The organism is Thalassospira mesophila (assembly GCF_002115755.1).
Classification (GTDB): Bacteria; Pseudomonadota; Alphaproteobacteria; order Rhodospirillales; family Thalassospiraceae; genus Thalassospira; species Thalassospira mesophila.
The window spans coordinates 67170-81407 of sequence record NZ_JFKA01000004.1; the positions used below are offsets into that span (position 1 = coordinate 67170).

The following is a 14238-nucleotide window of genomic DNA, read 5'->3' on the forward strand; positions in this document are numbered from 1 at the left end:
TTAAAGGTCTCTTTGTACGAGGGACTGAACGGCCTGATCGACCAGTTCGGCCAGAATTTCAGAAGCAGGCTGTTCTTTCTTTACCATACCAACCGACTGCCCCGCCATGACTGATCCGTTTTCAACGTCGCCATCAACCACGGCGCGGCGCAAGGCACCAGCCCAGAAATGTTCGATTTCAAGTTGCGCTGCACCCTGTTCTAACTTACCAGAGCGGAACTTTTCAATAACTTCGCGCTGAACATTCATAAATGCTTCTGTGCCCTTGTTATTTAACGCCCGAACCGGAATAACCGGAAAGCGGTCGTCAATCTGCACGGTGGTGACGGCTTCGCGTGCGCTGGCGCGGATAAATGCCTTTTTAAAGGACGGGTGGGCAATACATTCGCTGGCACAAACCAGCCGGGTTCCAACCTGAACGCCCGCAGCGCCCATTTCAAGAAACGATGAAATCGCTTCGCCGCGGCCAATGCCACCGGCGCAGAAAATGGGGACATTGCGAATTTCAGGCAAAATTTCCTGTGCCAACACCGTCAGCGATACCGGGCCGACATGGCCACCGGCTTCGCTGCCTTCAATCACCAGCGCATCAGCACCCGACCGGGTCAGCTTTTTTGCCAGCACCAGTGCCGGGGCAAAACAGATAACCTTGGCAAATTCCTTGACCGCCTTGATCGAATTGGATGACGGAAGGCCGCCAGCCAGCACAACATGGCCGACATTCTGGTCGCGGCACACCGCAATCAGCTCTCCAAGCTGCGGGTGCATGGTGATCAGGTTAACGCCAAACGGCTTTTGCGTCATTTCTTTGGTTGCGGCGATTTCGGCAGCCAAAAGTTCCGGCCCCATCGACCCGCAGGCAATGACACCAAAGCCCCCGGCATTTGACACAGCAGCAACAAGGTGACGTTCGGAAACCCACGACATCGCACCGGCCAAAATGGCGTATTCAGTGCCCAGGAATTCCTTGCCGGGCGCCCACAATTTTTCCAGACGGTTGCGCGCTGCCGCAAATTTCGGATCGTTCATATAGTTGTACCCCAATGCAGAAATGCAGGGTACCGCATGGTCCCTGCTATTTCATCATAATGGTCGGAACAAAATGTTCCAGCCCAGATATGTATTAAATAACGGCCCTTTAACACCACCTTAATTGTACAAAACAACCCGGCAGTGCACAGAACCTTACCCGTGCGACCTAGTCGGCATCCAGCCCGTAGGCCGTATGCAGGGCACGAACGGCAAGCTCGGTATATTCTTCAGAAATCAGGACGCTTACCTTGATTTCCGATGTCGAAATGACCTGAATGTTGATGCCCTTTTCAGCAAGGGTTTCAAACATTTTGCGCGCCACCCCAACGTGCGATCGCATGCCGACCCCAATGATCGAAACCTTGGTCACATCCGATGTGCTCAGCAGTTCCTGATAGGCAATCTTTTCACGATTACCCTCAATCACCTGCAAAGCACGCTTGAACTCGCCGCGCGGCACGGTAAAGGTCATGTCCGTGCTGTTGCCGTTTTCCGATATGTTCTGAACAATCATATCGACATTGATGTTGGCTTCGGCCAGCGGGCCAAAAATGGTTGCCGCTGTGCCCGGCTTGTCGGCAACCTTGACCAGCGTGATCTTGGCTTCGTCCCGGCTATAGGCAATTCCGCTAACGACTTCCTGTTCCACGATTTCGTCCTCGTCTACAACAAGTGTACCTTCTGCATCACTAAAGGTTGACCGGACCTGCACCCGGACGCGATGGTTCATGGCCATCTCGACAGAACGGGTTTGCAGAACCTTGGCCCCAAGCGATGCCAGTTCCAGCATTTCTTCGTAGGTAATTTTTTCAATCTTGCGCGCTTTGGGCACGATCCGCGGGTCGGTGGTGTAAACACCCTCGACATCGGTATAAATATCGCACCGGTCCGCTTTCAGCGCTGCCGCCAGCGCCACCGCCGAGGTATCGGACCCGCCACGCCCCAGCGTGGTAATGCGGTTATCAGGTGCAATTCCCTGAAAACCGGCCACACAAACCACTTCGCCAGCATCAAGGCGCTTGTCAAGCTCGGTTGTGTCAATCGACTGGATCCGGGCCTTGGCGTGTGCGCCATCGGTCTTGATCGGAATTTGCCAGCCCAGCCACGACCGTGCAGGCACATCCATGCTTTGCAGCGCCATCGCCATCAAACCAACGGTTACCTGCTCGCCCGACGAGACAATCACGTCATATTCGCGCGCATCATAAAGCGGCGAAATGGTATCGGCCCAGCCAACCAGCTCGTTGGTTTTGCCCGACATGGCCGAAACAACAACAGCAACCTGGTTACCTGCATCCACTTCGCGTTTAACGCGACGGGCAACGTTCTTGATCTTTTCAACATCGGCGACAGATGTGCCGCCGAACTTCATGACAATACGGGCCATGAAAAATCCCCGTTATGCTTGCCTGTACATCTCGCCAACCGAAATGCCAGGTCTTGTGTTTCCGCCAGTTTCCGGGTCACGGACCTGCGAGGTTGCAAGCCCCCTGATCAGGGCGGCGATATCAATACTGCCATAATGACGACGAAACAAGCGCCAAGGCACGGTTAAACCACCTTGGCGCTATTTTTGACCATTCATCTTTCGCAAAACTTAAAATACCGCATAATCTGTGCATAAATCTGGCGCAATTGCCAAATTAACCTGCGTATTAACCCGCAAAACACCCCACCCCGCCCCCATTCGGTGCCATATTGCCCCACACCGCCCCAAACCGGAGCCCTCCGATGCCCGACACGCCCGTTCCACCCGCCCCCTCCGCGATGCAACAAGCCCCCGAAAAACGGCACGGGCAAACCACGGGCAGCAATGTTAGCCCGGGGCAAAAACTGGTGGTGTTTGACGTGGGTGAAACACTGGTCAGCGAAACCGCAATCTGGCATCGCATTGCCCGCCATCTTGACCTGCCGCCTTTTACCGTGTCGGCCGCCGCGGGCATTGCGCTGGCCCGCAATACCGGGTTCGAGGCAATTTTAAAACAGCTGGGCGATTTTTCGGCCATCGCGGGCGAACCGTGGCGTCGCCCCGATTTGCTGTCCTTCACCGCCGATGATTTATATGACGACGTTTTACCTGCCCTGAAAGGCCTGCGCCAAAACGGCCATAAAATCGGCATTTGCGGCAATCAACCTGCATCGTCCGAACAGGTGTTGCACGATTTACCCTGCGATATTGACTGGATATCAAGCTCGGCTCGGTTGAAATGCAAAAAGCCGGACCCGGCGTTTTTCAAGGCCATCATTGATCAAACCGGCCATGACCCCGCCCACATTATATATATTGGCGACCGACTGGATAACGACATTTACCCGGCCCTGCACCATGGGTTGGAAGCCATCTGGCTGTTGCGCGGACCGTGGTCCTTTGCCCAGTGGCAGGAAAACGGCGTTCCCGATGGCATTCGCGCCATTCGCTCGCTTTGTGAATTGCCGGGCGTTTTAGCCAACACCACTATCCCCGCCGGCTGATCAGCTGAGCGCCTTATCGCGCCCGGCACAAATCAAAACTGCATGCCAACGCCAAGCATATGGTTGCGCCAAAGCGGCGGCCCGCGTAAACAGGGCAAAGGACATAAAACGTCACCCTGTTACGCTGCGCCGGAGCCCTGCAATGTCAGCCCAAGCCAATCGCACTGCCAATCCTGACGAAATTTCACGTTTTTCCGCCATGGCGGATGAATGGTGGAACCCGGAAGGGGTGATGAAACCGCTGCATAAATTCAACCCGGTGCGGTTGCAGTTGCTGCGCGATCACATCGCCGCCCATTTTGGCCGCGACACCACCGATATCAACCTGTTTGCCGGGCTTGATATTATTGATGTCGGGTGCGGGGCGGGTTTGCTGTCTGAACCGATGGCACGGTTAGGTGCCAACATGACCGCCCTTGATGCGGCTGAAAACAACATCAATGTCGCCCGCGTTCATGCCGAGCAAGCCGGATTAACGATTGATTATCGCCTTGGCACGCCCGAGGCGTTGGTCGATGAAGGCCGCCAGTTTGATGTGGTGTTAAACATGGAAGTCATCGAACATGTTGATGACCCGGCCTTTTTCATGCAGGCCTGTGCAGCGTTGTTAAAGCCGGGCGGCATCATGTTTATTGCCACCTTGAACCGCACCCTTAAATCGCTGGCGCTGGCCAAAATTGGCGCGGAATATGTGCTGCGCTGGGTTCCGGCTGGCACACACGACTGGCGCAAATTTGTCAAACCGGCGGAACTGTCGCGCTATATTCGCGATTGCGGCCTGCAACTGACCGACATTACCGGCATTTCCTATAATCCAATTCAGGATAAATGGCTGCCCGCGCCCAAGGATCTCGACATCAATTATCTGGCGATGGCCACCAAACCGCCGCTTGATTAATTTGAAGCACGAATGACAACGTCAACTACCATGACCACGCTCATATCCACACCCACACCCTCACCCTCGGCCCGGCTTGAAACGCCGCGCCTTGTTCTTGAACCGTTTGGTTTACCAGAACATATAAAGGCATGGTGCGAAATGGACATGGATGCCGATATCATGCGCCACATTCGCCCGCCCAGCCCCGATATGGCCAATGCGCGTGCCCGGCTGGCACAGGCCGATGGCGGCACCCCGGCCATTGTCGGCAATTGGGGTGTGCGCGAAAAAGAAAGCAACATCATTGTTGGCCGTGCCCTGTTACGCTGGCTGGCGGATGATAGCAGCGTTGAAATTGGCTATCGGTTAAACAAGATATGCTGGGGTAAGGGATATGCATCGGAACTGGCGCAAAGAATTGTTGTGCATGGTTTTGAAACATTGAGACTGCCCGCGATTTGCGGGGTATATCACCCGGCCAATCTGGCCTCGCGCAGGGTTCTGGAAAAATGCGGCATGGTCGATGCTGGCACCACAAACACCCACGGCGGATCTGCCAAACCGGTTATGAGAATAACCGCGACCGACTGAAAGAACGGGCCAACAAAAACGTTTGCCTGATACAATCAACACGGATCAGGAAAAACCGAAAATGACCCAACCAACCTTGACCACCAAACGCTTGCTGCTAGAACCGTTTGGCGAAGCCCATGTGCCCGCCCTGGCGCGCGCCGATATGGATGCACGGGTAATGCGCTATATTCGCGCACCCAGCCCCGATTACGAAGCCGCCAAAGCCCGCATTCGCGAAATCCTGATCCGCGATGATGGCCAACAAGGCGTATGGGGGGTCCGTTTGCGCGACACCAGCCAGATCATCGGTCTGGGCATTTTGCGCCCGCTGCCCGATGACAGCGATGTCGAGGTCGGTTATCGCCTGTTGGTGCCCCATTGGGGCAAAGGTTATGCCACCGAAATCGCCAGATGCCTGATCGATTACGGGTTTGGCACCCTGAAACTGCCCGGCATTGTGGCAACATTTGATGCCGAAAATGACGCATCGCGCCATGTTCTGACCAAATGCGGCTTGCGCGACGATGGCACTACAACCGCCTATCACGCCACCGGCACCCCGTTGGTCCGCCTGAACATTGAAAACTGGCCCGGCGAAACCGCCAATCTGGCACCAGCCACCTGATACCACCTTGACCTGCGGCGGAGCATTTTGGTGTTAAAGGCGTGGGTCTGCGGAACGGACTGATCGCACAGCAAGCTGTCAGTTCTTTTTGGCTTTGTCGTCCGCCCACGGCAAGGCATGCACATCAATGCCTTCATCGACCAGTTCCACGGCTTCCTTAACGGTGGCTTCGCCGTAAATGCCGCGTTTTTCGGTTTCACCGTAATGGATCTTGCGGGCTTCCTCGGCAAAGCCGGTGCCAACATTTTCGCAGTTGCTTTCAACTTGCTGGCGCAGTTCGGTTAAAACCTTGTGGGTCGCCTCGGCAAGGGCAACTTTTTTGCGATTTTCCGCCGCTGTTTCCTTTTGCCGCGAGGTCCGCAGGCGCGGTGCCATCAGGGCCTTGCTTACCTGATCAGACCCGCATATCGGGCAGGAAAGCTCGCCACTTGTCGATTGCACCTCGTAGGTCGCACTGTCGCGAAACCAGCCTTCAAATTCGTGGTCATGGTTACATTTTAATTGAAACAGAATCATGATTGCGTCTGGTCAAGTCGTGTTAAAGGTCTGTGAATAAAAAGGGTCATTGCCGATATATGGCGATTTTATCGAAAAAGACCAGCACTACCATGCAAACGACCCGTGATTTCGCAACCGGTCCATAACGATAGCCCGCATACAGGCCCCTGCAGGTCAGAATTGTCCGTCAAGTTCACCCGAAAAATAGACTGGTCCGGCGGGCTGCCCTGCCAAACATCTCCAACACAGCCCGCAACCCTGCGTTAAACCGGCAAAAATACACAACAACAGATGCCGGAATATTCGCGCCACGGGCGTCGCGACGCCAATATGAAATTTCGCGCGATTATCCACATTTTAGCTCCAATCTATTGGATGAATTGTCGATTACAACAAACAACCAAAGATGGAATAATTCCTTTTAACAGCACGAGTGTGAACCAGTTCACATATCAACGCGAAATCCGAAATTAATTAAGCATTTTAAATATATTAAACATTTGAATAATTCCGAAATCCATTGTCACCATGCGATAACTTTTTTGTCACGGAACTGTTGCACAGACTTCCTATAATCCCGTCGCGAACCGAGGGGGTATTTCCCCCTTTATTGTTTCACAAGGGGGTAAAATTGATGAAACGCGTTCTTTGGGCTACCGCACTTGCAAGCAGCATGTGTTCTACCGCAGCTTTCGCTGCCGACAAATTGCCGCAGGCTGAAAATCCGTATTACACGGCTGCTCAGCAGGAATTGCAGTTGAAACTTGCTGACAAGCCGAACACCAACAAAGCCAAAAACATCATTCTGTTTGTTGGCGATGGCATGAGCATCCCGACGGTCACCGCAGCGCGCATCTTTGAAGGCCAGCAGCGCGGTGTCGAAGGCGAAACCAACAGCCTGATATTTGGTCAGTTCCCCAATGTGGCCCTGTCAAAAACCTACACCAATGATGCCCAGATCGCTGACTCGGCACCGACCGCATCGGCCATGATGAGCGGTGTTAAATCAAACAACGGCACCATCGGTGTTTCGGGCGATGTCAAACGGGGCGACTGTGCCGCACAGCTTAAAATGCCGACCGTCTCTCTGGCAGAACGCGCCGAACTTCTGGGCATGTCAACCGGTGTGGTTTCCACCGCGCGGCTGACCCACGCCACCCCGGCTGCCACCTATGTTCACACCGCAGACCGTGACTGGGAAAGCGATGCTGACCTGTCGGAAGATGCCAAAAAGAACGGCTGCCCCGATATCGCATCGCAGCTTGTGGCATGGGCACCGGGTGACGGTTTTGAAGTTGCCTTTGGTGGCGGTCGCCGCATGTTCCTCGATAAAACCATGGAAGACCCGGAAGACAAGGGCAAAACCGGCCAGCGTACCGATGGCCGCGATTTGACCGCCGAATGGGTAAAACGTTATGGCAATGACGGCGCATTTGTCTGGAACGAAGAACAGTTCAAGGCGATTGACCCGGCCAAGACCAAACACGTTCTGGCCCTGTTTGACCGCTCGCACATGGAATATGAAGCCGACCGCGCCAAAGATGCCGGTGGCGAACCCAGCCTGGCCGAAATGACCGAAAAAGCCATCGACATGCTGTCGCAAAACGACAAGGGTTTCTTCCTGATGGTTGAAGCCGGTCGTATCGACCATGCCCATCACGAAGGCAATGCTTTCCGCGCCCTCGAAGATACCGTGGCGTTAAACGATGCTGTTAAAATGGCCCTGTCGAAAGTGAAAACCGACGACACCCTTATCATTGTTACTGCCGATCACAGCCACACCATGACCATTTCGGGTTATGCATCGCGCGGCAACCCGATCCTTGGTCTTTCGGAAGAAAAAGGCGACGACGGCAAACCCTACACCACCCTTGGCTACATGAACGGCCCGGGTGCGCTGAAAGACGAGTTGCGCGCCGATCTGAGCAATGTTGACACCCAGGACCCGGACTTCCTGCAACAGGCCCTGGTGCCGATGAGCAGCGAAACCCACGCCGGTGACGACGTTGCCATTTTTGCAACCGGCCCGTCGGCCTATCTGTTCCACGGTGTTGTTGAACAGAACTTCATCTATCACGTCATGGATTACGCCGCCCAGGTTGAAAGCCAACTGGCAAAGTAAGCCCGGCGATTTTGATCTTGCAAAACCGGCCGCAACCAGTGCGGCCGGTTTCCTCATTTGGAGGTTTGGGAAATGACTTGTGATCGTCGTTCATTTTTGGCCGGTGGCAGTGCCGCCCTGTTGGGCCTGATGGCGTCCATTCCGATGGCCCGCGCCGCCGAAAGCCTTAAAATCCGCGACATTTACAAAACCCAGGACGAATTTTCCGCCACCGCCAAAAAACTTGTCGGAAAACGCATCGAAATTCCCGGCTTTATGGCCCCGCCGCTTAAGGCCGATGCCAATTTTTTTGTCCTGACCAAACGCCCGATGTCGGTGTGCCCGTTTTGCGAAACCAGTGCCGACTGGCCGATTGATATTGTGTTTGTCCGCATGCGCGAAAAACTCGATGCCGTTCGCTTCAACCGCCCCATCATCACAAAGGGTGTTTTGGAACTGGGCGTTGCCAAAGATCAGGAGACCGGATTTGTCAGCCTCGTCCGACTTGTCGACGCCAGTTTCGAAATCGTCTGAGCCCGCCGCCGGATCGACCGGCGAGGGTACAAGCAAGGGCACAAGCAAAAGCCCGGCCCTTGAAATAATCGATTTGTCGCTTGGCTTTGGCAAACAGGCCGCGCCAATCCTGTCGCTGCCCCATCTGGCAATTGCGCCGGGCACGTTGTTGGGCGTTGCCGGGCCGTCGGGGTCGGGTAAATCATCGCTGCTTTATTTGTTAAGCGGTCTTTTGCGGCCCACCAAAGGCTCGGTTCATTGGGGCGATACCGATTTAACCTCGCTGTCCGAAGGGGCCTGTGATGGCTGGCGACGTCGGCATGTCGGTTTTATTTTTCAGGATTTCCACCTGATCGGCGAACTGGCCCCGCTGGAAAATGTGTTGCTGCCTGCCGGTTTTCACGGCTGGCGCATTCCTGCCGATTTACGCAAGCGCGCAACCACCCTGCTTGATCTGGTCGGGGTGCCCACCAATCGCGGCTCGGTCGCCGATTTATCGCGCGGGGAACAGCAACGGGTTGCCATTGCCCGTGCGCTTTTGTTCGATCCACCCATTTTACTGGCCGACGAACCCACCGCCAGCCTTGATGCCGTTGCCGCCGATAATTGCGCCGACATCCTGTTTGCCAATGCCCGTGAAAATAACCGCACGCTGATTGTTGTCAGCCACGATCACACCGTGATCGACCGTTGTGCGCGCGTTCTTCATTTTGACAAAGGCCGGCTTTTAACCAAAACAGAGGCCGCATGAACCCGTTTCCCATCGTTTTCGCCAGCCTGCGCCGCCATTGGGTGATGAATATCCTGTTTATCGCCCTTATTGCCGTGGCCGTGGCCATTGGTGTGGGCATTACCGCGCAGGAACGCGCCCTGCGACAGGGCAGCGCCCATGCCGCCGACAAATTCGACATTCTGGTGGCTGCCCCGGGCAGCCATACCGACATTGTCATGAACACCATTTTCCTGCGCCCCTCGGCGGTGAACCTGCTGGAAGGGCCGATATGGTCAAAACTGCTAAATGACGACCGGGTCGATTTTGCCGCCCCGCTGGCCTTTGGCGATTCGTGGCAGGACCACAGCATCATTGGCTCTACCGCACAATTTATCGACTATCTTTCCGGTGGCTTGCGCGATGGTGCCATGTTTGCCGACCACGAAGAAGCCGTGATCGGCGCTGCCATCCCGCTTGAGATTGGCGACACGTTTGAGCCCGCCCACGGACACGGTTTTGAAGCCGAAGAACATCATCATCACGGCGTTAACATCACCGTTGTTGGGCGCATGCACGCCACGGGCACCCCGTGGGACAGCGCCATTATTGTGCCGGTCGAACAGGTGTGGGAGGTTCATTCGCTTTCCGCCGGGCATGCAGAAAGCGATCATGATGAAGACCATGACCATGCGGCCACTGGCAGCGAAGACCATGCGGATCATGACGTTCATGACGACCATGATGGCGATACCGCACATGAACATGAAGACGATCACGATCATGATCATGATCATGATCATGGCCATGAAACCGTAAAACTTGGCCCGCCCTTTGACGGGGTTGACCTGCCCGGTGTTCCGGCAATGGTGGTACATCCCAAATCCATCGCCGGGGCCTATGGCATCAGGTCAAGCTATCGCACCGACCACAGCACAGCGTTTTTTCCCGCCGAAGTCCTGATTGAGATGTATCAGATGCTGGGCAATGCGGGCACCGTCATGCGCTGGATGGCGCTGGGCACGCAGGCATTGGTGGTGGCCGCCATTTTGGCTGCGGTGCTGGCCCTCATGCAAATTTACCGCAAACAGTTTGCCGTCTTGCGCGCTCTTGGTGCGCCGCGCAGCTATATTTTCGGCTCGATCTGGCTTTATGTGGCGATATTGGTGGTCTTTGGTGCCGCCATCGGGCTGGCGCTGGGCTGGGCTATGGCGCAGGCCGTATCACAGGTTTTCACCGCCGAAACCGGCATGGCGATGACCGCCACCATTGGCCGGCCGGAACTAGGCCTTGCCGCTGGTTTTGTGATTATCGGCTTTGCCCTGGCCCTGGTCCCGGCCTTTATGCTCTATCGCAAACCGGTGGTCGAAGCCTTGCGCGGGTCATAACCGCACACCATTAATCCGGCGCAAAACACAAAGGACCGGCCCCGAAAGCCGGTCCTTTATTTTGTTAAAAGCACGCTCAGGCCGGGCTGTAATCGTGATCATTGCGCAAGGATGGCACCATGGCGCGAACTTCATTCACCCGTTCCAGATCAATTTCGGCGGTGATAAAGCCCGGTTCTGTGCCGCCATCGGCCAAAACAACACCCCACGGGTCGATAATCAATGAATGGCCAAATGTTTGCCGGTCGCCGGGGTGGTCGCCGCACTGGGCGGCGGCAATGACAAAACAGCCGGTTTCAATGGCGCGGGCGCGCAGCAATGTGTGCCAGTGCGCCTGCCCGGTAGTGCGGGTAAAGGCGGCGGGTATGGTTAACACCGTTGCGCCCGCCTTGGCATAACCGCGAAACAAATGCGGAAACCGCACATCATAACAAATCGCCAAACCGATATTGGCCTGATCGGTTTTAACCAGCCGGGCGGCATCGCCGGGGCGAAAGGTTTTGCTTTCGCGGTAAGACTCGCCATTGGCGAGGTCCACATCAAACATGTGGATTTTATCATACGATGTCAGAACCGTGCCATCCGGGCCAATCGCATAACAGCGGTTGGCAACACGGTCTTCACCCGGCACGCTAACGTGCAAGGAGCCGACAATCAGTGTGCTTTCAAGCTCGCGCGCCAGATCACTGAAAAACGCCAGTGCCGGATGATCCTGTTCGCCAAAGGCAGCCGCACGCACCTTGTCGCCACCAAACGACATCATCGATACATTTTCGGGAAAGGTAATGAACCGCGCCCCGGCCGCATGGGCATCGCGCGCATAAACCGCCGCGCGCGCCAGATTGTCATGCATGTCATCGCGGCTGTTTACCTGAACACAGGCTGCGGTAAAACGGGTCATGGTGCATTCTCCTTATCCGGCGGGGCCGGTCATTATCGCTTTATTCAACAATAGGCAGTGAAAGCGGCAGGAGAAAGCCCAAAAACAAAAAAGGACGGCCCGCATTGTGCGCAGCCGCCCTTTTAACGTTCGTGGCAAAGTTCGTATCGATTAAGCCGACAGCATTTTATCCAGACCGCCCTTGGCGTTTAACGCCATCAGCTCGTCGCAGCCGCCAATATGCTGATCATTGATAAAGATCTGCGGCACACTGGTTTTGCCACCGGCACGGTCCATCATTTCGCGCTTGCGGCGCGGTTCCATCATCACGTCGATCACGTCGTAATCAGCGTTTTTTTCATCAAGCAACTTGCGCGCCCGCTTGCAATAGGGGCACCAGTCAGTTGCGTACACTTCAATTTTCGCCATCAATTCAATTCCTTTTATTTCGGGCTCCTGACCCGCAATATCCGTTTGTTAAGGGTTATATAGCAGATAATTTCCCGTTCGTCAGCGTACCACCCGCGCAATTGTGATCAGGTCTACCTGCATAGCTCCGGCTTTTTTCAACACATGTGCACAGGCTGCCGCCGTGGCCCCTGTTGTTAAAACATCATCCACCAGCACAATTTTGCGCCCGGCCACATCATATTTCGCCGCCATTTTGGCCGATATGGCAAAGGCCCCTTGCACCTCGCGCAGGCGCGAGGATCGCCCCAACCCGGCAAGGCTGCGGGTTTTGCGTTTGCGGGTGATTAAATCGGGCGCGAACAAAATGCCGGTTTGTTTCGCCAGTGCCGCCGCCAACAGGCCCGACTGGTTATAACGACGCATCAATAACCGGCTGCGATGCAAAGGCACTGGCACCAGCAATGCGGCATCGGGCCAAAAATCCTGCCCGGCCTGCATCATCCAGCGGGTTAACAGCGGGGTTAGATCGGTCCGGTCGCCATGTTTGTAGCGCAATACATAATCCCGGCTGCCATCATCATAAATCAGGGCGGCCCGGGCGCGGTCATAGGGCGGGATATGGCGCAAACACGGCCCGCACAAAACGCCCTCGGCAAAATTGCGTCCCTGTGCCGCCACGTCCTCTGCCGGGGCCAGCATTTCCACCGGCATTAATTCAAACGGGTAGCCACAACAGGCACAAAAAGGCGGCGACACAAACCGCAAGGCCGACCAGCAATCGGCACACAGGGCATGGGGCACATCGCTGATCATGCCGCAACCGCTGCACCGCGCAGGCAACAGCCCGCGCAACACTGCCCGCCAAACAGCAGTTCCCGCCCGCTTCAGGGACGGGCGATTGCGTGGCACATCCACTTGTTGTTCCAGATTATCCATTCACCCCGGCGGCCCCCCTATCCGCCCCGAACCATCGCCTTTTCATGCGTGTCTGGCAATCGCGGTATTAAACTACCCGCATAACGCTCCACCCTTATAGCAAACTCATTGATCGAAACCGATCAATGAGGCCCTCAGTCGGCGGGCGGGCTTCTTTGAAGCTCTTGCCAATCGCTTCACAAGCCGCGCAGCACCGTCGCGCCTAACCAGCCCCTCATGAGTCTTCCTCATAGAGAACTGGTATTATTCGTACTTACGAACAGCAGGATTGGCCCGCAAACGCTCGGCCGCAAAATCAATAAAGGCGCGCACTTTGGCCGATGCGCGCCGCCCTTCGGGATGGACCAGATGGATTGGCACCGGGTTTTTGGCATAATCATCGAGCACCGTTTCAAGCTGGCCCGCGGCCAAAGCCGGGCTGATCTGATAGGACAACAACCGCGCAAGGCCCCAACCATCAAGGGCTGCCTGCAAGGCCGCATCGGTCGCATTGGTTAACAAACTCGGCGAGACTGCTACGGCGATTTTTTCGGTCAGGCCAAACCGCCATTCATGGGTGGTTGGCGGGTTGGTGGTGCCAATAATGCGATGGGCCGACAAATCAGTCGGTTTTTCGGGCCTGCCATGCGTGGCAAAATAGGATGGTGCCGCACAAACCAGCTGTTTAACTGCCCCCACCCGCACCGCACTTAACCCGGAATCGGCCAAATGGCCAATGCGCACGGCAAGGTCCATGCCTTCCTCAATCACATTTACCACCCGGTCTAACAACAACACCTGCCCGCGCATGCCGGGGTTTTCATCAAGAAACGCCATTAAAATCGGCATGACAAACATTTTGCCAAACAACACCGGGGCCGTGATGGTCAGGGTGCCGGTTGGCGTGGCATAGGCGCCCCCGGCGGCGGCATCTGCCTCGGCCAGATCATCCAGAATACGGCGGCAATCGCGCATGTAGCGATCCCCGGCCTCGGTCAGCTTTACGCTGCGCGTGGTGCGGGTTAACAGCCGCGCACCGGTAATTTCTTCCAAAAAGGCAATGGCACGGGTAACGGCGGGCGGGCTCATGCGCAAATCCCGCCCGGCCTGGGCAAAACTGCCACAATCGGCCACGCGGATAAAAACCTTCATTGCCTGCCAGCGGTCCATTATTTGCCTTTCTATTTTGCGCCTGAAAGCACCACCTTATTATTCCTTAATACGGAACAGTAAATTCCAAA

General features: G+C 55.6%; 15 protein-coding genes. 8 read left to right on the top strand and 7 right to left on the bottom strand.

The genetic code is table 11. The annotated features are described in order from the left end of the window. Nucleotides 1-1029 (bottom strand): NAD(P)H-dependent flavin oxidoreductase, encoded by a 1029-nt coding sequence (locus tag TMES_RS10420; RefSeq protein WP_085582215.1) that lies wholly within the window; start codon nt 1027-1029, stop codon nt 1-3. A 169-nt stretch (nt 1030-1198) separates the two neighbouring features. Further along, on the bottom strand, nt 1199-2419 hold the full coding sequence (locus TMES_RS10425) for an aspartate kinase (RefSeq protein WP_085582216.1): 1221 nt from the start codon (nt 2417-2419) through the stop codon (nt 1199-1201). 344 nt (nt 2420-2763) lie between these two features. Here TMES_RS10425 and TMES_RS10430 point away from each other — a divergent pair, with 344 nt between their 5' ends. The 4 genes from TMES_RS10430 (at nt 2764) to TMES_RS10445 (ending at nt 5582) form a co-directional block, all read left to right on the top strand. Continuing rightward, nucleotides 2764-3504 (top strand): HAD family hydrolase, encoded by a 741-nt coding sequence (locus tag TMES_RS10430; protein ID WP_085582218.1) that lies wholly within the window; start codon nt 2764-2766, stop codon nt 3502-3504. 142 nt (nt 3505-3646) lie between these two features. After that, complete coding sequence (gene ubiG / locus TMES_RS10435) at nt 3647-4402, top strand: bifunctional 2-polyprenyl-6-hydroxyphenol methylase/3-demethylubiquinol 3-O-methyltransferase UbiG (protein WP_085582220.1); 756 nt, start codon at nt 3647-3649, stop codon at nt 4400-4402. A gap of 12 nt (nt 4403-4414) precedes the next feature. Then, a complete protein-coding gene (locus TMES_RS10440) occupies nt 4415-4975 on the top strand; it encodes a GNAT family N-acetyltransferase (RefSeq protein WP_085582222.1) in 561 nt (186 codons plus the stop codon). A 61-nt stretch (nt 4976-5036) separates the two neighbouring features. Next, complete coding sequence (locus tag TMES_RS10445; protein WP_085582224.1) at nt 5037-5582, top strand: GNAT family N-acetyltransferase; 546 nt, start codon at nt 5037-5039, stop codon at nt 5580-5582. Between the two features lie 78 nt (nt 5583-5660). Here the strand turns inward: TMES_RS10445 and TMES_RS10450 are convergent, their stop codons facing one another. Beyond that, nucleotides 5661-6098 (bottom strand): DUF1178 family protein, encoded by a 438-nt coding sequence (locus TMES_RS10450; protein ID WP_085582226.1) that lies wholly within the window; start codon nt 6096-6098, stop codon nt 5661-5663. A 616-nt stretch (nt 6099-6714) separates the two neighbouring features. Here TMES_RS10450 and TMES_RS10455 point away from each other — a divergent pair. The 4 genes from TMES_RS10455 to TMES_RS10470 all read left to right on the top strand — a co-directional run bounded on the left by TMES_RS10455 (nt 6715) and on the right by TMES_RS10470 (nt 10791). Beyond that, nucleotides 6715-8202 (top strand): alkaline phosphatase family protein, encoded by a 1488-nt coding sequence (locus TMES_RS10455; RefSeq protein WP_085582228.1) that lies wholly within the window; start codon nt 6715-6717, stop codon nt 8200-8202. 72 nt (nt 8203-8274) lie between these two features. After that, complete coding sequence (locus TMES_RS10460; RefSeq protein ID WP_085582230.1) at nt 8275-8715, top strand: hypothetical protein; 441 nt, start codon at nt 8275-8277, stop codon at nt 8713-8715. Next, a complete protein-coding gene (locus TMES_RS10465) occupies nt 8669-9445 on the top strand; it encodes an ABC transporter ATP-binding protein (RefSeq protein ID WP_211275903.1) in 777 nt (258 codons plus the stop codon). Before TMES_RS10460 ends, TMES_RS10465 begins: the two co-directional genes overlap by 47 nt. Beyond that, nucleotides 9442-10791, top strand: coding sequence for an ABC transporter permease (locus tag TMES_RS10470; protein WP_085582233.1), 1350 nt, complete (start codon nt 9442-9444; stop codon nt 10789-10791). Before TMES_RS10465 ends, TMES_RS10470 begins: the two co-directional genes overlap by 4 nt. 76 nt (nt 10792-10867) lie before the next feature. Here the strand turns inward: TMES_RS10470 and TMES_RS10475 are convergent, their stop codons facing one another. The 4 genes from TMES_RS10475 to TMES_RS10490 form a co-directional block, all read right to left on the bottom strand. After that, a complete protein-coding gene (locus TMES_RS10475) occupies nt 10868-11692 on the bottom strand; it encodes a carbon-nitrogen hydrolase family protein (RefSeq protein WP_085582235.1) in 825 nt (274 codons plus the stop codon). 150 nt (nt 11693-11842) lie between these two features. Beyond that, nucleotides 11843-12100 carry a glutaredoxin 3 gene (gene grxC, locus TMES_RS10480; RefSeq protein ID WP_085582237.1) on the bottom strand — a complete coding sequence of 86 codons (258 nt, stop codon included), beginning with the start codon at nt 12098-12100 and terminating at the stop codon, nt 11843-11845. An 81-nt stretch (nt 12101-12181) separates the two neighbouring features. Further along, nucleotides 12182-13018 carry a ComF family protein gene (locus TMES_RS10485; RefSeq protein WP_085582239.1) on the bottom strand — a complete coding sequence of 279 codons (837 nt, stop codon included), beginning with the start codon at nt 13016-13018 and terminating at the stop codon, nt 12182-12184. 243 nt (nt 13019-13261) lie between these two features. Then, on the bottom strand, nt 13262-14167 hold the full coding sequence (locus TMES_RS10490) for a LysR family transcriptional regulator (protein ID WP_085582241.1): 906 nt from the start codon (nt 14165-14167) through the stop codon (nt 13262-13264). Nucleotides 14168-14238 lie beyond the last annotated feature (71 nt).

Excerpts from the sequence above, each read along its gene's own strand:
- TMES_RS10485 (WP_085582239.1), bottom strand. The coding sequence starts at position 13,018 with ATGGATAATCTGGAACAACAAGTGGATGTGCCACGCAATCGCCCGTCC.
- TMES_RS10490 (WP_085582241.1), bottom strand. The coding sequence starts at position 14,167 with ATGGACCGCTGGCAGGCAATGAAGGTTTTTATCCGCGTGGCCGATTGT.
- TMES_RS10455 (WP_085582228.1), top strand. The coding sequence starts at position 6,715 with ATGAAACGCGTTCTTTGGGCTACCGCACTTGCAAGCAGCATGTGTTCT.
- TMES_RS10460 (WP_085582230.1), top strand. The coding sequence starts at position 8,275 with ATGACTTGTGATCGTCGTTCATTTTTGGCCGGTGGCAGTGCCGCCCTG.
- TMES_RS10425 (WP_085582216.1), bottom strand. The coding sequence starts at position 2,419 with ATGGCCCGTATTGTCATGAAGTTCGGCGGCACATCTGTCGCCGATGTT.
- ubiG (WP_085582220.1), top strand. The coding sequence starts at position 3,647 with ATGTCAGCCCAAGCCAATCGCACTGCCAATCCTGACGAAATTTCACGT.
- TMES_RS10420 (WP_085582215.1), bottom strand. The coding sequence starts at position 1,029 with ATGAACGATCCGAAATTTGCGGCAGCGCGCAACCGTCTGGAAAAATTG.
- grxC (WP_085582237.1), bottom strand. The coding sequence starts at position 12,100 with ATGGCGAAAATTGAAGTGTACGCAACTGACTGGTGCCCCTATTGCAAG.
- TMES_RS10430 (WP_085582218.1), top strand. The coding sequence starts at position 2,764 with ATGCCCGACACGCCCGTTCCACCCGCCCCCTCCGCGATGCAACAAGCC.
- TMES_RS10450 (WP_085582226.1), bottom strand. The coding sequence starts at position 6,098 with ATGATTCTGTTTCAATTAAAATGTAACCATGACCACGAATTTGAAGGC.
- TMES_RS10470 (WP_085582233.1), top strand. The coding sequence starts at position 9,442 with ATGAACCCGTTTCCCATCGTTTTCGCCAGCCTGCGCCGCCATTGGGTG.
- TMES_RS10440 (WP_085582222.1), top strand. The coding sequence starts at position 4,415 with ATGACAACGTCAACTACCATGACCACGCTCATATCCACACCCACACCC.
- TMES_RS10445 (WP_085582224.1), top strand. The coding sequence starts at position 5,037 with ATGACCCAACCAACCTTGACCACCAAACGCTTGCTGCTAGAACCGTTT.
- TMES_RS10475 (WP_085582235.1), bottom strand. The coding sequence starts at position 11,692 with ATGACCCGTTTTACCGCAGCCTGTGTTCAGGTAAACAGCCGCGATGAC.